The sequence below is a fragment of the Angustibacter sp. McL0619 genome (genome assembly GCF_049994355.1).
Lineage (GTDB): Bacteria > Actinomycetota > Actinomycetes > Actinomycetales > Angustibacteraceae > Angustibacter.
The window spans coordinates 2615121-2633482 of the sequence record NZ_CP188257.1; the positions used below are offsets into that span (position 1 = coordinate 2615121).

The window sequence follows — 18362 nt, forward strand, 5'->3', positions numbered from 1 at the left end:
CACGTCAGCCCTTCACCGCGCCGGAGACCAGTCCGGAGGCCATGCGGCCCTGGACGAACAGGAAGAACACGATGACCGGGATGGTCATCAGCGTAGAGCCGGCCATGATCGCGCCCCAGTCGGTGCCGCTGTTGACCTGGCGGAACGAGCGCAGCCAGACCGGCAGGGTCAGGTGGTCGGGGCGGTTCATCAGGACCAGCGCCAGGACGAACTCGTTCCAGGCCTGGATGAAGGCGAACACGCCGGTGGCGACCAGCCCGGGCCCGATCAGCGGCAAGGTGATCGAGCGGAACGAGCGCAGCCGCGAGCAGCCGTCGATCATCGCCGCCTCCTCCAGTTCGACCGGGATCCCTGCCACGAAGCCTCGCAGGGTCCAGATCGTGAAGGGAAGCACGGCGGCCACGTAGACCGCGGACAGCCCGAGCACGGTGTTGGTCAGGTGCCAGCCGTCGAGCAGCCGGAACAGCGAGATGATCATCGCCTCGCCGGGCAGCATCTGGATGGCCAGGATCAGGACGATGAATCCGCGCCGGCCCAGGAACGTGAAGCGGGCGATGGCCAGTGCCGCCAGCAGCGCGATCACCAGCGCGACGGCCACGGAGACGCCGGTCACCGACAGGCTGACCCGCAGCGCGGCGAGGAAGGGGAACTGGGTGTCGCCTTTGAGCACGGTGCGGAAGTTGTCCAGGGTCGGCGACACCGGCGCGAAGGTCGGGTCGACGCTGCGGATCTTGTTGTTCGGCAGGAACGACGTGCTGATCATCCAGTAGACCGGGAAGACCGAGACGACGAAGACGGCCAGCCCGGCGACCGTGTACAGCACTCGCTGCACCCGCTTGCGGGCCCGGCCGCGACCCACCTGCACCGACCGCTGCGAGGCGCGCGCGACACCCTCGAGGGGGCTCGCCGGGAAGTCGAGGGCGGCGCTCATGAGACGTCCTCCTGGATGACCTGTCGCACGTAGACGAACGAGACGGCGAGCATGATGACGACGAGGATCACGGCGATCGCGCTGCCGGTGTCGAAGCGGCCCTGGGCCACGCCCACCTGGTAGATGTACACGCCGATCGTGCTGGTCTTGGCGGTGATCCCACCGGCGTCCTGCAGCGCGAAGATCTGGGTGAACACCCGCAGGTCCCAGATCACCGACAGCATGGTCAGCAGGAGGACGACGGGGCGCAGCAGCGGGTAGGTGATCAGCCGGAACCGTTGGAACGCCGAGGCGCCGTCCAGTCCGGAGGCCTCCAGCAGCTCCTCCGGGACCTGGGTCAGCCCGGCGTACAGCGTGAACGCGACGAACGGGATCGACTGCCACGTGATGACGACGGTGGCGACGAAGAAGAACGAGATGGGTTGGATCAGCCACGAGTGGCCGAGCATGTTCATCCCGGCGGCGCTGAGCAACCAGTTCAGCACGCCGTACTGGGTGTCGAACATCCAGCCCCAGATGACGATCGCGGTCAATGCCGGCATGGCCCAGGCCAGCAGCAGCCCGAGCGTGACGGTCAGCCGCATCACCTTGCCGAGCTTGGTGAGCAGCAGCGCGACCAGCATGCCCAGCACCATGGTGACGGCCACGTTGACCACGCAGAAGATCGCGCTGCGACCGAGGACGGCCCAGAACTGCGGGTCGGTCAGGACGGTGCGGTAGTTCTGCAGCCCGACGAACTCGGGCGGGGCGCCGAAGACCTGTGCTCGACCGAACTTCTGCGTCGACATGACCAGCAGCCGCACCAGCGGGTAACCGGTGAGGACGACCAGCAGGACGAAGGTCGGGGCGAGCAGCAGGTACGGCAAGGGTGAGCGGCGCTTGATGCGAGCCACGATGGTGCTGCCGCTCACCCTTGCCTCCCTGGTGCGATGGATGGTGTCTCCTTGGTCGGAGCCCATCATCGCGAAGGGCTCAGCTGTCAGTGCTGCGTCTGCGGTGCTGGATCAGATCAGCGGTTGAGAGCTGCGGTGATCTTCGCGTCCGCTGCGGTCGCCAGGCTCTGCACGTCGCCACCCTTGGCGATCTGGACGAACAGGTCCTCGAGGATCTTGTCGGACTCGACGTTCGCCCAGCCCGGAGCGGCCGGGGTGCTCTTGGTGTTGCTGGCGGCCTGGCCGATCGCCTTCGCGACGTCGTCCGTGCCCAGCGCGGAGAACAGCGACTTCTTGGCCGGGATCAGACCAGCCTTGGCCATCTCGGTCTGGTAGCCGTCGCTGAGCAGCACCTTCATCAGGCCGTAGGCCAGGTCCTGGTGCTTGGACTTCGCGGCGATCGCGATGTTGGAGCCACCGAGGAAGACCGGCGCGGTCTGACCGGCGGACGCGCCGGGCAGGGCGAAGACGCCGAGCTTGGACTCCATCTTCGGGCAGCCGGCCTTCGGGTCCAGGATCGAGCCCTTGACCCAGCCCGGAGCCGACAGCATGCCGATCTGGTTGGCGCAGAACGGAACCTGCGGGTCCGTCTCGTTGCCGTCCTTCGCAGCGCCCGAGGCGTTCTGCATGACCTGCTGGACCTGCTTCAGACCCGCCACCGACTGCGGCGTGGACAACGAACCCTGCCACTTGCCGTCCTTCTCAACGGCCAGGTCGCCACCGGCGGACCAGATGTAGGGGAGCGCGTTGCGCCAGTCCTGTCCCGGGAAGTAGATGCCGGAGAAGGGGTTCTTCTTGCTCTCCTTCTTGAGCTTGGCGCCCTCCGCGACGTAGTCGTTCAGGGTGGTCGGCACTGTCTTGACCAGGTCCTTGCGATAGAACACCAGTCGCGAACCGGCGTAGTAGGGCGCCGCGAAGAGCTTGCCGTCATAGCTGCCCGCGTCGACGAAGCCCGAGAGCAGGTCGTCGCCGCCGAGCTCGGCCTTCTTGTCGCTGATGTCCTTGAAGGCGCCGGCCGAGGTGAAGGCAACCGCCTGGGTGTTGCCGACCTCGACGACGTCGGGGCTGTCGCTGCCCGACAACGACGTGGTCAGCTTGTCGACGAGACCGTCCCAGACCTGCTGCTCGATGACGAGCTCGGCCTTGGGGTTCTCCTTCTCGAACGTGGCCTTGGCGTAGTCCCGAGCCGCCTGGGGCGTGTCGGTGCCGACCAGCCAGAGCCGGATCTTGGTCTTACCTCCCGCGGTGGCGGCCTCGTTCGACGAGTCCGTCGAGCTGCCACACGCGGTCAGGGCGACCGCCGCAGCCAGAACGACTGCGGCAGACCGGATGTGCTTCACGTGGATCCTCCTGCACTGATGTGGGCGAACGCCGGACGACGACCGCCTGGGCACTGCTGGGCGACTTACCTGGTAGGGCTCAGCCGGGGTCAGGAAACCCCGAGCTGACCGGACAACACGAGAACCGCGGCACCGGTGAGGACGACGTCCTCGCCGAGCGCGGGCATTCGGAGATCGACGTCCTCGCCGACGACGGGCATGCACCGACGTCGAAGGACGCCGAGTGCGGTGTCGAGCAGCGGACCGCCGAGCAGCTCAGGCGGACCGCTGAGCACCACCTCGCGCAGGTCGAGTGCGCTGATGATGGGTGCGATCGTGGTGCCCAGGTAGCGACCGGCGCGAGTCAGCACCTTGCGGGCGCCGGCCTCGTCCTGGCCCTCCAGGGCGTGACGCAGGGCCGGTGCCGAGATCACGGTCTCCAGACAGCCGGTCCGGCCGCAGGCGCATTCGTCGCCGCGCTCGTCGACGGTCATGTGGCCGATCTCGCCGGCCGCCAGGTGCTGCCCGGCCAGGAGCGCACCTTCGAGCAGCAGCCCGGCACCGACACCCTTGCCGACCCGGACCAGCATCAGGCCGTGCTCGCCGGCGTCGCCGAAGGTGAACTCGCCGAGGGCGGCGGTGTTGGCGTCGTTGGCCACGTGCACCGGAAGGCTCAGCGCCTCGCCGAGCAGGTGCGCCAGCGGCACTGCGTTCCAACCCAGGTTCGGTGCCTGCAGGACCACGCCGTCGGCGTCCACCAGACCGGGCGTCGCGACCCCCACCCCGAGCAGCGGTCGGTCGGTGAGCGCGACGAGGTCGAGGCACAGCTGGATCACCAGGGCGACGGCGGCGTCACCGGTGAGCCCCGCCAGCGCGACGTCCCGACGCTCCAGGATCGCGCCGCTCAGGTCGACGACGGCACCGCACAGCCGGTCCTCGTCGGACAGGTCGACGGCCAGGATGTGTTTGGACTGGTGCCGCAGCCCCACCAGGGTCGCGGGCTTGCCCACCCGGCTGCCGGGCTTGGCGCCGAGCTCGCTGAGCAGGCCGTCGCCGATCAGCTCGGCGACCAGGTCGCTGATGGTGACCCGGGTCAGCCCCGTCTCGCGGCTGAGGTCGGCACGCGAGGACGGCCCGGCGTGGAACAGTGACTGCAGTACCAGCGACCGGTTGTGGCTGCGGGCGTGCTCGGGGAGCACCTTGGCAGTCGGCCGCAGGGTCCGGCGCAGTCCGGACGGTGTGCTGGGGAGCGTCACGCCGGTTAGTAAAGACTCCTACCAAATAATCTGTCAAGGGATCTAACAAATTCGGCGGGTCACGAAACAGATACGTTCCGCAGGAGCACGACTGCGGCCCCCTCCTCGTTCGACCGCGCCAGGTCGACCTCCGCCTCGAACGACCAGTCGTGGTCGCCCGCGGGGTCGTCCAGCACCTGCCGGACCCGCCAGGTCGCAGTCCCCCGCTCGACCTGCAGCAGCTGGGGTCCGCGGGCATCCGGTCCGGTACCGATGTCCGCATGCTCGGCGAAGTACGGCTCCAACGCTGCGCGCCACCGCGCGGCGTCCCAGCCGACCTGCTCGTCCAGCTCGCCGAGCTCGTTCCACCGGGCCAGGGCGGCGAGCTCGACCCGGCGGAACATGGCGTTGCGCACCAGCACGGTGAAAGCCCGCAGGTTCGCCGTCAGCGGCCGCGGCGCGGCGTCAACCTGCGCCGCGGCATCGGGCCGGTTCGGATCGACCAGCTGCTCCCACTCGTCGAGCAGACTGGAGTCCGTCTGCCGCACGATCTCGCCCAGCCACTCGGTGAGGTCGACGATCGCCTCGGTGCGGCTGGCCTCGGGCACGGTGCGGCGCAACGCCTTGTACGCGTCAGCCAGGTAGCGCAGCACCAGCCCTTCGCTGCGGGACAGCCCGTACAGCTGGATCAGCTCGCCGAAACCCATCGCCCGCTCGTGCATGTCGCGCGCGACGGACTTCGGCGACAGCTCGTAGTCGCCGACCCACGGGTGCCCGGTGCGGTAGGTGGCGAAGGCGTGCTCCAGCAGCTCGGCGAGGGGCTTGGGCCAGGTGACCTCCTCCAGCAGGTCCATCCGTTCCTCGTACTCGATGCCGTCGGCCTTCATCTGCGCAACCGCCTCGCCGCGAGCCGCGAACTGCTGTGCGAGAAGGACTTGCCGCGGGTCGTCCAGGGTCGCCTCGAGCACGGACAGGACGTCGAGGGCGTAGGTCGGCGACTCCACGTCGAGCAGCTCCAGTGCGGCCAGGGCGAACGTGGACAGCGGTTGGTTGAGCGCGAAGTCGGCCTGCAGGTCCACGGTGAGCCGGGCGCGCCGTCCGGTCTCGTCCGGTTCGGCGAGCTGCTCGACCACCCCCGCTGAGAGCAGCGCTCGGTAGATGCCGACGGCCTGCCGGACGTGTCGCAGCTGCTGCGCGCCGGTCTCGTGGTTGTCGCGCAGCAGGTGCCTGAAGTGCGCGAGCGTGTCACCAGGACGCCCGATCACGTTGAGCACCAACGAGTGCGTGACCCGCAGGCGGCTCTTCAACGGCTCGGGCTCGGCGGCGACGAGCCGCTCGAACGTCTCCTCCGACCAGGTCACCTGGCCCTCGGGCGCCTTCTTGCGCTGGACCTTTCGCCGCTTCTTCGGGTCGTCCCCGGCCTTCGCCAACGCACGCTCGTTCTCGATCACGTGCTCGGGAGCCTGCACGAGCACATAGCCGCTGGTGTCGTACCCGGCGCGACCGGCCCGCCCGGCGATCTGGTGGAACTCGCGGGCGTTCAGCCGGCGCTGGCGGTGCCCGTCGTACTTGGTCAACCCGGTCAGGACGACGGACCGGATCGGGACGTTGATGCCGACCCCGAGCGTGTCGGTACCGCAGATGACCTTGAGCAGTCCGGACTGCGCGAGCTGCTCAACGAGTCGCCGGTAGCGCGGCAGCATGCCGGCGTGGTGCACGCCGACGCCGTGCCGCACCAGGCGGGACAGCGTCTTGCCGAAGCCCGACGTGAACCGGAAGGCACCGAGGTGCGCGGCGATAGCGTCCTTCTGCTCCCGGCTGGCGACGTTGGTGCTCATCAGGGCCTGCGCCCGTTCGAGGGCCGCGGCCTGGGTGAAGTGCACGACGTAGACCGGGCTCTGCCTCGTGCTGAGCAGCTCGTCGAGGGTCTCGTGCAACGGGGTCAGCACGTAGCTGTGGCTGAGCGGGACGGGCCGTTCCACACCGGAGACCACGGCGGTCGCCAAGCCGGTGCGACGGGTCAGGTCGTCGCGGAAGAACGACACGTCGCCGAGGGTCGCGGACATCAGCACGAACTGGACCTGCGGCAGCTCGACGATCGGCACCTGCCAGGCCCAGCCGCGCTGCGGGTCGCCGTAGAAGTGGAACTCGTCCATCACCACCTGGCCGAGGTTGGCGAACTCCCCCTCGCGCAGCGCGAGGTTGGCCAGGACCTCTGCGGTGCAGGCGATGATCGGGGCATCCGCGTTCACGGCCGCGTCGCCGGTGACCATGCCCACGCTCGCCGAACCGAACTGCTGGCAGAGCGTGAAGAACTTCTCGCTGACCAGGGCCTTGATCGGGGCGGTGTAGTAGCTCCGTCGACCGCTCGCGAGCGCGGCGAAGTGGGCGCCGGTCGCCACCAGGGACTTCCCGGACCCGGTCGGCGTGGACAGGACCAGGTTGTTGCCGCTGAGGATCTCGATCAGCGCCTCGTCCTGAGCCGGGTACAGCGCGATCCCCTGCTCCGCCGTCCAGGTGGTGAAGGCGTCGTACAGGGAGTCGGCGTCGGGCGCCTCGGGGACCAGGTCGGTGAGCAGCATCGCTCCCCCATCGTGCCTGGTCCGCTCGCACGGGCGACACTGAGGTGATGATGACGCTCGAGCTCGCCCAGCGGTTGGCCGACGCTGGCCTGCGCTGGCTCCCCAAGCCCGGCGACCGGTTCTGCATCCCCAACCGGGACATGGACGACGACGTCTTCGTGCTCAGTGACATGACCGTCGAGGTGCACGACCTGCCGTCCGGGCGGGTCATCGGGTTCAACGGGACCACCGAGTGGGCGCTGGACGAGGTCGCCCAGCGGGACGCGCTGTGGATTCCCCGCGAGAGCCAGCTGCGCGACCTGCTCGGCCAACGGTTCCTGCGGCTGGAGGCAGTCCCTGACGGGTTCGCTGTCACTGTCAGCGCGGCCGACCCGGACGACGAACTGGTCCGTGCGGTCGACATCGACGCCGAGCGCGCCTACGCCCGGGCACTCCTGGCCGTGCTCGGCGGGTGAAGGGCAGCGCTCAGGAAGCCTGACGCCGCAACGGGTGAGCGACCCGGGCCTCGACCGTGCGTCGAGCCTGCTCGCGGGCCCTGCGAACCACCTCGGGGAAGTACTCCTCCGGACCGATCCCGCCACGCAGCCAGCTGCGACCGCGCTCGTCCACGACCTTGTCCCGCTTGACCACGAGGAGCCCTCCCTTGGTTCCGGTCGATGATACGCCCGCCCGGCCCGTCACAGCTGCCCTTGGGCCGCTCCGAGCAGGTTCGCCAGCACCCGCACGAGCTCGACGTCGTCCTCCGTCAGGTCGCCGACCTGCGGCGCGTCGACGGTGAGCAACCCGAGCGGCAGCTGTCCCGCGGTCACGGCGACCGCCACCACGGTGCGGTACCCGGAGCCAGCGGTTGGCGTCACCATCGGGCTCACCGTCACGTCGTCGACGAACACGAAGTCGCCCTGTCGGACGACGTCCAGCACCGCGTCACCGTCCGGCGTGCCAGCGCCGAACCGCTGGCGCGGCTGCGTGGACCGCCCGCCCCAGCTCTCCCTGGTCAGCCCCAGGCCGTCGCGGTCCAACCGGTAGAAAGCGCTGCGCGCCTCGGGCGCGGTCAGGGTGACGGCGGCGTCGACGACCGCCTGGCAGACCTGGCCCGCCACGTGGGCGCGGTCCGCGTCGGTCGTGGTGCCGGCGAGCTCGCCCAGGTAGCTGGTGATCGGCGCGAAGACGCCGTTGATGGTCAGCGTCAGCGCGGCCTCGGCGTCGATGGCGACCTGCTCGAGGCTCTGCCGTTGCCGTCGGAACCGATGCTGCTGCAGCAGGTTCGCCAGCACGGCGAGCCCGGCGAGCATCGCACCGACGGTGAGCAGTAGGGCCCGGGCCGACCCGGTGGACAGCCCGGCCTGCGCCGAGACCACGAACGTGGCCATCGCCGCCACGACCGCCAACGTGGTGAGCAGCACCCCGCCGACAGACCTCGTCCACCAGGGCGCACGCGTCTGAACGACGTCGGCTTCTCGCACGCGCCGACCCTAGCGGGACCGGGTGACAGACGGGACGAATGGGGCTACGTCACTAGCGCCCGAGCACGTGCCCGAGCGCGCCGCCCGGGCTGTTCTTCAGGTCGCCGCCGCTTGCGAACCGTCGCGCGCTGAACGTCGCCACGTCGGCGTCCGGCGTCCGCCCCTCTGCCAGGTCGGCCAGCAGGATGCCCATCAGCGCGGAGAACTTGAAACCCTCGCCGCTATCACCGCAGGCGACGACGATGCCGCCAGGCAGGGTGTCGAGGACGAAGCGGCCGTCCGGCGAGTCCGTCCAGCTGCAGACCTGCGCGTCCAGGACGTGCGCCGGGAAGGCCGTCAGGTCGCGGGCCACCCGTTCGGCCGTCACGGCGACGAGGTGCACGTCCGGGCTGCGGTCGTGGTCGCCCTCGACGTAGTCGCGCAGGGGGCGGTCCAGTCCCACCTTGTAGCCGAGCCCCGGTGTCGGCATCGCGTACATGCCGGGCACGCCGTCGCGCGGCCCGTCGAACAGGCAGGGCAGGTCGTCCGTCCTTGCGCTCGTGGTCGGGTCACCGAAATGCACCACCTGCTCCAGGTGCGGCCGCAGCGGCAGCTCCAGACCGACCTGTGCGAGCAGCGGGCCCGCACCTGGCCCGGGCGCCAGCACGACGACGTCCGCGTCCAGGCTCCGACCGTCGGCACAACCGATCCGGACGCCGGACGCGCGCGTTCGGATCTCGGTCACGACCTGGCCGGACCGGACGACTCCCCCGGCTGCTGCCAGCAGCGCGGCCTGCGCTGCCATCGACTCGCCGGCGAGCAGCGGGCCGGCGTCCGCCTGCCAGACGGCCGCCCGGCCGTCCGGTCGCAGGCCGGGAAACCGTGAGGCCACGTCCTGCGACGCGACGACCTGGTGCTCGACCCCGACCTCGCGCAGCGCCGCCTGGACGGCCTCGAGGGAGACGTCGTCGCGCCACAGCAGGCCGCGGCGCAGGTGCACGGTTCGTCCGCTGCGGCTGGCGAGCCTCTCCATGGCATCGATGCTGCGCAAGGCCAGTCGCACTCGCACCGCGTCAGGGTGGGTGAGCCGCCACAGCCGGGTCGGACCCGACGAGGAGGAGAGCCGGTTAGCGATTCCGTGCCGGTCGAGCAGGACGACGTCGTGGCCCCGGCCGGCGAGCTCGGCAGCCGCGGGCAGGCCCCAGGCACCCGCACCCACGACCACGCACCTCACGGGAGGAGTCTAGGTCGCCGGCCGCGGCGACAGGGGACGCCGAGCGACACGCACGCTCAGACGGGAAGCGCCTCGTTAACGGTCACGGCGATGCTCTGCAGCACGTGATCGGCCACGTCGTGCCCGACCTGGCAAGTGCCCGCCGCGTGGTGACCACCACCGCCGTTCTCCAGGCAGATGGCGCCAAGGTCGACGGGCGAGGTGCGGTCCAGGATCGACTTGCCGAGGGCGAGCACGGTGTTCTGCTTGTTGCGACCCCAGATGACGTGGGCGGAGACCCGGCACTGCGGGAACAGCGCGTAGACCATGAACCGGTTGCCGGCGTGGATGACCTCCTCGTCGCGCAGGTCCACCACAACCAGGTCCCCCATCACGGTGCTCACCCGACGCAGCTGCTCGACGAACTTCTCGGTCTGCTCGTTGAACAACTCGACGCGCTCGGCGACGTCCGGGGTGGCCAGGATCTGCTCGACCGAGTCCTGGTGCAGGACCTCGTCGATGAGCTGCATCATGAGCTGGTAGTTGGAGATCCGGAAGTCGCGGAAGCGTCCCAGGCCGGTGCGGCTGTCCATCAGGAAGTTCAGCAGCGTCCAGTCGGTGGGGTTCAGGATGTCGTCCAGGTCGTACTGGGCGGAGTCGGCCTGGTCGACCCCCCGCATCAGCTCCTCGGAGATGTTCGGGAAGACCTCCGCTCCACCGTAGAAGTCGTAGACCACCCGTGCCGCGGACGGTGCGTCGGCGTCGATCACGTGGTTCGCCCGGTGCCCGGCGTTGCGCAGCGTCTCGCTGTGGTGGTGGTCGAAGACGATGTGCGCAGCGGCCGCGTACGGCAGGTTTGTGAGGATGTCGCCGTCGGTCACCTCGACGAGCCCGTCCTGCACGTCCTTGGGGTGCACGAAGGTGATGTCGTCGATCAGGTCCAGAGCCCGCAGAAGCACCGCGCACACCAGCCCGTCGAAGTCGCTGCGGGTGACCAGCCGGTACTTGCGCGTACTCATCGGAGTCCTCTTCATCGCTCGGAGCAGGCAGTCCTTTGCCCGCACCCTCTGTTTCGGCGGGCCCGGCGGGGCTGTCGATCCACCGAACGGGTGACGCTGGGGGTCGCGCCGGGCCGCGTTCGGCGGGAGGCTGGACGAGGCCGCACCCCACGCAGGAGGGACGACGCGATGACCACCCAGGACGAGCAGGTGCCGGACGGCGTCCCCGAGGCGGACTACGTCGAGCAGCACACGTTCGCGGACGGCACGGACGACGAGGGAGACCTGGTGCCGGACCTGGACCGCGAGGACGACGCCGATGTCGCGGATCTGCAGGACCAGTCCACGCCGGCACCCGTGGACGACGACGAACGTCGGTGACGAACCCCGTTCCAGGCTCGCCCACGCTCGTCGTCGGTGCCGCACTGATGGACGCTCTCGACCGCCCCCGCAGGCTGCTGGCCGCCCGACGTAGCCGGCCACCGCAGATTGCCGGGCACTGGGAGCTGCCTGGGGGCAAGGTCGAGCGCGGCGAACTCCCCCAGGAGGCGCTGCACCGGGAGCTGCGCGAGGAGCTCGGGATCGGTGTCCGGCTGGGCGCGGAGCTCGTGGGGCCGGACGACGGCTGCTGGCCCATCTCGTCCGAGCTCGCGTTGAGGGTGTGGCTCGCCGAGGTCACCCACGGCCGACCGACGGCAGACGACAGCCACGACGAGCTGCGCTGGCTGGACCACGGTTCGTGGACCCGCCTGAACTGGCTGCCGGCGGACCTCCCGGTCGTAGAGCAGCTGGCCCGGCTCTGCGAGCCGGGCCCAGCGGGCTGACCCAGCGGCGAGCCCGGCGCCCTGCGACCGCCCTGCGACCGCGCTACGACCTCAGTCGACCACGGTCATCGGGATGCCGAACAGCGGGAACACGTGCTCGGTGTCCAGGAACATCGTGAACTCCACGACCTTGCCGCCCTGCACCCGCAGCACCTGCAGCGACCACGGCTCGAACGCCCCGCCCGGCCCGCTCGGCCGGTACTGCGCGAACGCGGGCATGCCGTTCGCGCGAGTGCGCACCAGCCGGGAGCCCTTGCACTCGATGCCCGGACCGGCCCACCAGGTGAGAATGTCGTCCCGCCCGCTGAGCCACAGCTCGTACGGCGGCATCGACTGGGTGGCGTCCTCCTTGATCAGCGCGGTGAGCGCAACCATGTCGTAGCGCTCGAAGGCGTCCAGGTAGCGCTCCAGCAGCTCGCGGTCCTCGTCGCTGAGGTCGCTCGACGTCTCGTTCTCGGAGGGGTCGCGCTCGGCGATCGTGGCCCGGGCTCGCTGCAAGGCGCTGTTCACCGAGGCCACTGACGTGTCGAGCAGCGAGGCCACCTCGGCGGCCGGCCAGGCCAGCACCTCACGCAGGATCAGCACCGCACGCTGACGCGGAGGCAGGTGCTGCAGCGCGGCGATGAACGCGAGGCGGATCGAGTCGCGCTCGACCGCCCGCTCGGCCGGGTCGCTCGCCGCCAGCACCTGCTCGTCCGGGATCGGCGTCACCCACGTCGCCTCGGGCAGGATCCCGCCATGCGGCGCGCTGGCGGAGCTGGCTGGCCCGAGGTCCATCGGGCGGGCCCGGCGTTGCCGGCCGTCCAGGGCGTCGAAGCACACGTTGGTGGCGATCCGGTACACCCAGGAGCGCAGGCTGGACCGACCCTCGAACCGGTCGATGGCCCGCCAGGCGCGAACCATCGTGTCCTGAACGGCGTCCTCGGCCTCGAACGCCGACCCGAGCATCCGGTAGCAGTAGCCGGTCAGCTCGTGGCGGAAAGACTCGAGCTGGTCCGCCGCACCAGCCCCGGACCGCTCGACAACCAGATCCGTCATTGCGCGCACCTCTCGCCGCTGCTCGCCCGACGTCCGCCGAGCGACACGAACCACCCTAAGTGGGGGCACCGACAAACGACAGGGCCGCCGCCCGGACCGGTCAGCCGGCAGCAGCCTTGGCGGCTGCCTTCTTCAGCTGCTTGTACTCGCGGACCTTCACCAACGAGTCAGCGTCGACGACGTCGGCTACCGAGCGGTAGCCCGGCAGGGCGTAGTCGCCGGCCGCGGCCTCCCAGCCGTCCGGACGCACGTCCAGCTGCTTGGCGAGCAGCGCCACGAAGATCTGGGCCTTCTGCTTGCCGAACCCCGGCAGCGCCATCACCCGCGCGAGCAGGTCACTGCCCGACGTCGCCTCGGTCCACAGCCGTGTCGTGTCACCGTCGTACTCGTCGGTGATCACGCGCGCGAGGTCCTGCAGCCGAGCGGCCATCGAACCCGGGAAGCGGTGGATCGCCGGCGGCCGGCTGCACAGCGCGGTGAACTCCTGCGGGTCGGCCTGCGCGATCGCCGCCGGGTCGAGCGTGCCGAACCGGTCGAGCACCTTCCACGGCCCGCGGAAGGCGTGCTCCATGCCGTACTGCTGGTCGAGCATCATGCCCACCAGCGGGGCGAACGCGTGCTCGTCCAGAACCTTGTCAGCTGCCACGTCGTTGGCGATCCCGAAGCCCATCTCGTCATGCTCTCACGCTCGGGCAGGGGCCCGGGGCGGCCCAGCGGGTCGGGCCGGGCGACACTGGATCGACCGGCACCGCAGGGCGTGCCCCCTTCAGAATGGACCGATCCGTGGATGTGTCGAGCTGGGTCGCGGCCGCCGTGGCGCTCGCCGCAGCCGTCTGCTTCGGCTGGTCGACGGCGCTCATGCACCACGGCGCCTCCGGCGCCTCCCCCGGAAGTCGCGGGATCGCCCTGCTGCGCCACGTCTTCACCCAGTGGAAGTGGCTGATCGGACTCGCTGCCAGCCTGTTCGGGCTGGCCCTGCACACCGTTGCGCTCGGGCTTGGTTCCCTGACCCTGGTGCAGCCCATCGTGGTGACCGGACTCTTCTTCTCGCTGGTCTTCCGGGACGCCCTGGATCGCCACTGGCCGAGTCGTCGCACCCTGACCTGGGGCGCCGTCACGGCCGCCGGGCTGGCGGTCTTCCTGGCCGCGACCGGCTCGTCCAACGGAACCGACCTGCCCGACGACCGCGGCGCCGCCGTCCTCATCGGGTTGGGCCTGATCGGCGCGGCAGTGGCCTGGAACCTCGCGCCACGGCGGCCGGTGCGGTCCGGGCTGCTGCTGGGCACGGCCGGCGGGATCGTGTTCGGTCTGATGGCCGGCTCGCTCAAGGCGACCACCGGCGCGTGGGCGCACCACGAGCTGTTCACGTCGTGGCCGTTGTACGCCGCGGTGACGATCGGCCTGACGGGGTTCCTGCTCAACCAGCACCTCTACCACCGCTCGCGACTCGCGGACTCGATCCCGATGCTCAACCTGGTGAACCCGTTGGTGGCCCTGGTCTTCGGCGTCGTGGTCTTCGACGAGCGGCCGCGGTCCAACCCGCTCGCGGTGCTGCTCGAGTGCGTGGGGCTGGCGGCCGTACTGCTCGGGATCTTCTTCCTGGGCCGGGGCGAGGGCGCGGCACAGGAGGCACCGCAGGTGCCGGCGGCCAGGTCCTACGCCGGCCGGAGCCTGACCGGCAGCGAGTCCACTCCGAAGACGACGGACTGCTGACGGAACTTGAGCTCGTCCGGGTCGACGGCCAGCGCCAGGTCGGGCAGCCGCCGGGCGATCGCCCGGAACGCGGTGCGCAGTTCCATCCGGGCCAGCTCGGCTCCCACGCATCGGTGGAACCCGTGCCCGAACGCGAGGTGCGAGTCAGCCCGGCGTCGAGGGTCGAAGTCATCGGGCTCTGCCGCGAACCTGGCGTCCCGGTTGGCGCCGCTCAACGAGCAGATCAGCGCGTCGCCGGCCGTGATGCGCTTGTCGAAGAGCTGTAGGTCGTGCCGCGCGAACCGCGGGAACCCGGTCTGCACCACCGACAGGTACCGCAGCAGCTCCTCGACGACTGCGACGACCGCGTCGTCGTCCTCGCGGATCAGCTGGATCGCCTCGGGGTGCTGGATCAGGGTGAGCGCGCCGAGGCTGAGCAGGCTGGCGGTGGTCTCGTAGCCGCCCAGGAACACACCGTCCGCGAGGCCGGCGAGGTCGAGGTCGTCGATCTCGTCGCCGTGCTCGCGCAGGATCGCGCCGATCAGGCCGGTGCCGGGCTCGGCGCGCTGCCGGGCGACGACGTCCAGCAGGAACGCGCGGGAGGTGGACGCCGCTCCGAACAGTCCGATCCCGCCTCCGGTCAGGTCGAACCGGGTGGCCCCCAGGTGACGGAACGCCTCCCGGTCCTCAGGCTCGACGCCCAGCAGCTCGCAGATGACCAGGAAGGGGATGGGGAACGCGAAGTCCGGGACGAGGTCGACCACCGGGCCCTTGGCCTCGAGGACGTCCAGCTGGTCATCCACGATCTGGGTGATCCGAGGCTGCAGCCGGGCCAGACGTCGCAGGGTGAACTCCGGGGTGAGCAGCGCCCGGAGCCGGGTGTGGTCCGGCGGGTCGGTCAGCCCGAGGCCGCCGACCGAGTGGGCCGCGGTGGTGCCGTGGCTCGGCACGAGCCGCCGGATGTCGTTGCTGTAGCTCGTCCGGTCGGCCAGCACGGCGCGGACCTCGGTGTGCCCGGTGACCAGCCAGACGTTGAACCCACCGAACCGGAGCAGTCTGCTCACCCGATCGCGCTCGCGCCGCCGTCCCAGCGCCGGCACGGGGTCGACCCCGTCCCGCCGGAAGGGCAGCAGGAACGACTCGGGCGCGAACGGCACCCTGGACAGGTCCAGGTCGCCGGCGACGGCCTTCTTCAGCACCCGACGGCCGAGCCAGCGTGACACCGGCGCGCTGAGACTGGTCATCCCCCTAGTGTGGCCCCGACGCGGTCCGCTGAGCCGCAACCCCACGCGATCCGCGAGCGAGTCCCGGTCGAGCGGCGCTCGCTGCTCGTCGAACGGCAACGAAACGGCGGTCACGAGTAGGTGCATTCGCTCTCCGGGCAAGGTGCGGCATCCCTAGGATCGGATCGTGCCCACGACAACCAACCCGTTGCCGAGCATGCACGGGGCGCAGGTCGTGATGGCGGCGCCGGCGCCCGGTCCCGGCAACTGGGCCGGGGCGGCGAGCGCCGTCCTGGTGGACGGCACCATCTGGCTCGTCTACCGGGTCCGTCGTCCGCTGAGCAGCGGCCGCGGGGTCGCCGTGGTCATCGCCCGCTCGAGCGACGGCGTGCACTTCGAGCAGGTCTGCGCAGTGCGTCGTACCGACTTCGGCGCCGAGTCGTTCGAGCGCCCCGTGCTCGTCCCACTCCCCGAAGGCGGGTGGCGGCTCTACCTGTCCTGCGCCACACCGGGATCCAAGCACTGGTGGATCGACTCGCTGACCGCGGCGACGGTCGAGGGGCTGGTCACCGGAGAGCGTCGCGTCGTGCTTCCCGGGGACGACGCGAATGCGCTCAAGGACCCGGTGATCGAGGTACGGGCCGACGGCTGGCACATGTGGGTGTGCTGTCACCCACTGGGCGAGCCTGGCCACGAGGACCGGATGACGACCCGGCACATGACGAGCGCGGACGGGCTGTCCTGGACGGACCGCGGGGTGGTGCTTCGCGGCCGTCCCGGCCACTGGGACGCGCGAGGCGCGCGAGTGACCGCGGTGCTCTCACACGACCCGCTGACCGTGCTCTACGACGGGCGTCCGGACGCCGAGTCCAACTGGTTCGAGCGCACCGGCGTCGCGGCGGTCGTCGACGGGGAGCTGCGCGCGCTCGACGACGTCGCGATCGGTTCGCCGCACGGCGACGGTGCGCTGCGGTACGCCTGCGCCGTACTGCTTCCGGACGGCCGGACCCGGTTCTACTTCGAGGCATCACGTCCGGACGGCGCGCACGACCTGCTCACCAGCGTCGCCTGAGGGCACGTCCCGCGACAGTTCAGCTGTGCGCACGCTGTCGTGCGGCGAAGGAGCCGCGGTCGTCGTGCGATCGCCAGTCCGCGAAGCTCGCCCCGGTGACCTGCTCCAGCAGCTCGATGTCGTCGGCGAAGCTCGCCAGCAGCTGAGCACGGTGCTCGGGCTGGAGCCGAGGGCGCGGCGTCCCACGGTCAGCCTGCAGCGCCCGGACCAGCGGTCGGCTGAGCTGTCGCCATCGCTGCGGGTGGGTGAAGGCGCCCAGCGTGGCCCCGGTGCGTACGGCGCGACCGAGCAACGCTGCCCGGGCACCGGGCGTGACGTACGGCCGGTGGTTGTCGGGCGGGATCCGTGTCACGACTCCGGGTGCGACGCCGATGAACTGGCTGACCCGGTCGAGCGTGGCGCCCGGCGCGTCGACCAGCTCGCGGTACCGCAGCACCAGCACCTGCTCCCGGTCCACCCGCGAGTACAGGTCGGCCAGCTGACGGCCGTACAGGCCGAGGCCGCGGTACCGCCAGAAGGGCGCCCAGCCGGCGGCCACCCGCTCGTCCTCACGCCTGAACGCGGACAGGAAGTCGGCGTCGGGCTCGAGCCCGTCCGACCACAGGTGCATCCAGTTCGAGTAGGCGCGATCGACGGGATCGCGCAGCACGACGACGAGCCTGACCCCAGGCAACTCCTCGACGATCCGGCGGCGGGCAGTGGAGCTCCAGAGGTAGAACGGCGTGCTCTCGCCGCGAACGGCGCCCTCGGGAGCCGCCGCGAACAGTGCCTCGTAGTCGTCCCTGCGCCAGACCCACTCCCGGTTGCTGTGCGCGTCGCCAGGACCGCGGTAGCTCGGCGGGGGGACGTCGTCGCACAGGTAGTACTTGGGCTCCTTCAGGTGCGGAGCAGCCGGTGAGGTGAGGTGGATGTCCGGGTGCCCGGCCAGCGCGGCGTGCAGCGCCGACGTGCCGGCCTTGGGAGCGCCCACGACGAGGAAGTCCGGCCGCGGGTCACGGGTCGCGCTCATGCTGCGCAGTGTATTGTCTACCAACCCAGTTGACTTAACTTTCTCATCATCCGGAACCGACCGCTCTCAGCGGCAGCCATGCCAGCACGTCCTGGATGACGGTGTCCCACAGCGACCACTCGTGCCCTCCAGGACGCAGGTCCGTGGTCACCTCGATCCCACGCCGCCCGGCGGCTTCCAGGAACGGGGTGCTGCCCACGATGAGCTCGTCGTCCGTCCCGCATCCGACGTACAGCGCGGGCAAGGCCGCCCGGGCGTCGTCGTCCAGCCCTTCGAGGACGCCGACCAGGTCGTCGTCCGACCCGGACAGGTCGCGTCCGTCGAAGACCACGGACAGGACGTCGTCACGCAGCCGGTCGACCCGTTGCAGCCCAACCAGATCCAACGCCCCGGACAGGCTCGCCGCCGCAGCAAACCGCTCCGGGTGGTGCAGCGCCCACTTCATCGCGCCGAACCCGCCCATCGACAGCCCTGCCACGAACGTGCCGCCCGGCTGGTGGAGACGCGGAAGAACCGCTCGACGACCTCCGGCAGCTCCTGCGTCATGAACGTCCAGAACCGCCCTCCGTGGACCTGGTCGCAGTAGAAGCTCCGCTGAACCTGCGGCATCACGACCGCCAGCCCCAGCGCCTCGGCGTAGCGTTCGATCGAGGAGTACCTCGTCCAGGCCGTCGCGTCGTCGCTGAGCCCGTGCAGCAGGTAGAGCACCGGTGGCGGCCCCTGTCGCGCATTGCCCTGGACGCCGATCTGCGCTTCGGTCGGCTGCGGGAGCAGCACGGTCATCGAGGTCCCGACGGCGAGCACGTCGGAGAAAAAGTCGCACCTGATCAACGCCATGGTCGCCTCCGCCAC

General features: G+C 70.4%; 18 protein-coding genes and 1 pseudogene. 5 read left to right on the top strand and 14 right to left on the bottom strand.

Annotation, left to right across the window (positions count from 1 at the left end; all coding sequences use genetic code 11):
- Nucleotides 1-4: 4 nt before the first annotated feature.
- The 5 genes from ACPPVT_RS12125 to ACPPVT_RS12145 form a co-directional block, all read right to left on the bottom strand.
- Nucleotides 5-931: a carbohydrate ABC transporter permease gene (locus ACPPVT_RS12125; RefSeq protein ID WP_426560550.1), complete on the bottom strand. Its 927-nt coding sequence runs from the start codon at nucleotides 929-931 to the stop codon at nucleotides 5-7.
- Nucleotides 928-1842: a carbohydrate ABC transporter permease gene (locus ACPPVT_RS12130; protein WP_426560552.1), complete on the bottom strand. Its 915-nt coding sequence runs from the start codon at nucleotides 1840-1842 to the stop codon at nucleotides 928-930. The genes ACPPVT_RS12125 and ACPPVT_RS12130 overlap by 4 nt, the downstream gene beginning before the upstream one ends.
- A gap of 98 nt (nucleotides 1843-1940) precedes the next feature.
- Entirely contained in the window at nucleotides 1941-3203 is a 1263-nt protein-coding gene (locus tag ACPPVT_RS12135) for an extracellular solute-binding protein (protein WP_426560553.1), read from the bottom strand.
- Between the two features lie 89 nt (nucleotides 3204-3292).
- Nucleotides 3293-4438, bottom strand: a complete 1146-nt coding sequence (locus ACPPVT_RS12140) for an ROK family protein (protein WP_426560555.1) — start codon at nucleotides 4436-4438, stop codon at nucleotides 3293-3295.
- 59 nt (nucleotides 4439-4497) lie between these two features.
- Complete coding sequence (locus ACPPVT_RS12145; protein ID WP_426560557.1) at nucleotides 4498-6999, bottom strand: DEAD/DEAH box helicase; 2502 nt, start codon at nucleotides 6997-6999, stop codon at nucleotides 4498-4500.
- A gap of 47 nt (nucleotides 7000-7046) precedes the next feature.
- Here ACPPVT_RS12145 and ACPPVT_RS12150 point away from each other — a divergent pair, with 47 nt between their 5' ends.
- Nucleotides 7047-7454: a pilus assembly protein CpaE gene (locus ACPPVT_RS12150; protein ID WP_426560559.1), complete on the top strand. Its 408-nt coding sequence runs from the start codon at nucleotides 7047-7049 to the stop codon at nucleotides 7452-7454.
- 10 nt (nucleotides 7455-7464) lie between these two features.
- Here the strand turns inward: ACPPVT_RS12150 and ACPPVT_RS12155 are convergent, their stop codons facing one another.
- From ACPPVT_RS12155 to ACPPVT_RS12170, 4 genes are read right to left on the bottom strand one after another with little or no spacing between them, the layout of a single operon-like run.
- The gene (locus tag ACPPVT_RS12155; RefSeq protein WP_426560561.1) at nucleotides 7465-7629 is read right to left on the bottom strand and encodes a hypothetical protein; all 165 of its coding nucleotides are present in this window, start codon (nucleotides 7627-7629) and stop codon (nucleotides 7465-7467) included.
- 47 nt (nucleotides 7630-7676) lie between these two features.
- Complete coding sequence (locus tag ACPPVT_RS12160; protein WP_426560563.1) at nucleotides 7677-8462, bottom strand: GAF domain-containing protein; 786 nt, start codon at nucleotides 8460-8462, stop codon at nucleotides 7677-7679.
- 52 nt (nucleotides 8463-8514) lie between these two features.
- The gene (locus ACPPVT_RS12165) at nucleotides 8515-9675 is read right to left on the bottom strand and encodes an FAD-dependent oxidoreductase (protein WP_426560565.1); all 1161 of its coding nucleotides are present in this window, start codon (nucleotides 9673-9675) and stop codon (nucleotides 8515-8517) included.
- A 56-nt stretch (nucleotides 9676-9731) separates the two neighbouring features.
- A complete protein-coding gene (locus tag ACPPVT_RS12170) occupies nucleotides 9732-10673 on the bottom strand; it encodes an exopolyphosphatase (protein WP_426560567.1) in 942 nt (313 codons plus the stop codon).
- A gap of 168 nt (nucleotides 10674-10841) precedes the next feature.
- On the opposite strand from ACPPVT_RS12170, the gene ACPPVT_RS12175 reads away from it, so the two are divergent.
- Both ACPPVT_RS12175 and ACPPVT_RS12180 read left to right on the top strand, forming a co-directional pair.
- Nucleotides 10842-11033, top strand: a complete 192-nt coding sequence (locus ACPPVT_RS12175; RefSeq protein WP_426560569.1) for a hypothetical protein — start codon at nucleotides 10842-10844, stop codon at nucleotides 11031-11033.
- On the top strand, nucleotides 11030-11476 hold the full coding sequence (locus ACPPVT_RS12180) for an NUDIX domain-containing protein (protein ID WP_426560571.1): 447 nt from the start codon (nucleotides 11030-11032) through the stop codon (nucleotides 11474-11476). Before ACPPVT_RS12175 ends, ACPPVT_RS12180 begins: the two co-directional genes overlap by 4 nt.
- A 51-nt stretch (nucleotides 11477-11527) precedes the next feature.
- Here ACPPVT_RS12180 and ACPPVT_RS12185 read toward each other — a convergent pair whose 3' ends face one another.
- Nucleotides 11528-12514 carry a sigma-70 family RNA polymerase sigma factor gene (locus ACPPVT_RS12185; protein ID WP_426560573.1) on the bottom strand — a complete coding sequence of 329 codons (987 nt, stop codon included), beginning with the start codon at nucleotides 12512-12514 and terminating at the stop codon, nucleotides 11528-11530.
- A 100-nt stretch (nucleotides 12515-12614) separates the two neighbouring features.
- On the bottom strand, nucleotides 12615-13184 hold the full coding sequence (locus ACPPVT_RS12190; RefSeq protein ID WP_426560575.1) for an HhH-GPD-type base excision DNA repair protein: 570 nt from the start codon (nucleotides 13182-13184) through the stop codon (nucleotides 12615-12617).
- A gap of 113 nt (nucleotides 13185-13297) precedes the next feature.
- On the opposite strand from ACPPVT_RS12190, the gene ACPPVT_RS12195 reads away from it, so the two are divergent.
- Complete coding sequence (locus ACPPVT_RS12195; RefSeq protein ID WP_426560577.1) at nucleotides 13298-14227, top strand: DMT family transporter; 930 nt, start codon at nucleotides 13298-13300, stop codon at nucleotides 14225-14227.
- Here ACPPVT_RS12195 and ACPPVT_RS12200 read toward each other — a convergent pair.
- Entirely contained in the window at nucleotides 14170-15450 is a 1281-nt protein-coding gene (locus tag ACPPVT_RS12200) for a cytochrome P450 (RefSeq protein WP_426560579.1), read from the bottom strand. The two genes, ACPPVT_RS12195 and ACPPVT_RS12200, sit on opposite strands and share 58 nt — an antisense overlap.
- 166 nt (nucleotides 15451-15616) lie before the next feature.
- Between ACPPVT_RS12200 and ACPPVT_RS12205 the strand changes: the two genes are divergently transcribed.
- Nucleotides 15617-16501 (top strand): hypothetical protein, encoded by an 885-nt coding sequence (locus ACPPVT_RS12205; protein WP_426560581.1) that lies wholly within the window; start codon nucleotides 15617-15619, stop codon nucleotides 16499-16501.
- 19 nt (nucleotides 16502-16520) lie between these two features.
- Here ACPPVT_RS12205 and ACPPVT_RS12210 read toward each other — a convergent pair whose 3' ends face one another.
- Together ACPPVT_RS12210 and ACPPVT_RS12215 are read right to left on the bottom strand one after the other, a co-directional pair.
- Nucleotides 16521-17510, bottom strand: coding sequence for a sulfotransferase family protein (locus ACPPVT_RS12210; RefSeq protein ID WP_426560583.1), 990 nt, complete (start codon nucleotides 17508-17510; stop codon nucleotides 16521-16523).
- Nucleotides 17511-17556: 46 nt separating this feature from the next.
- Nucleotides 17557-18347: pseudogene (locus ACPPVT_RS12215) on the bottom strand (alpha/beta hydrolase).
- Nucleotides 18348-18362 lie beyond the last annotated feature (15 nt).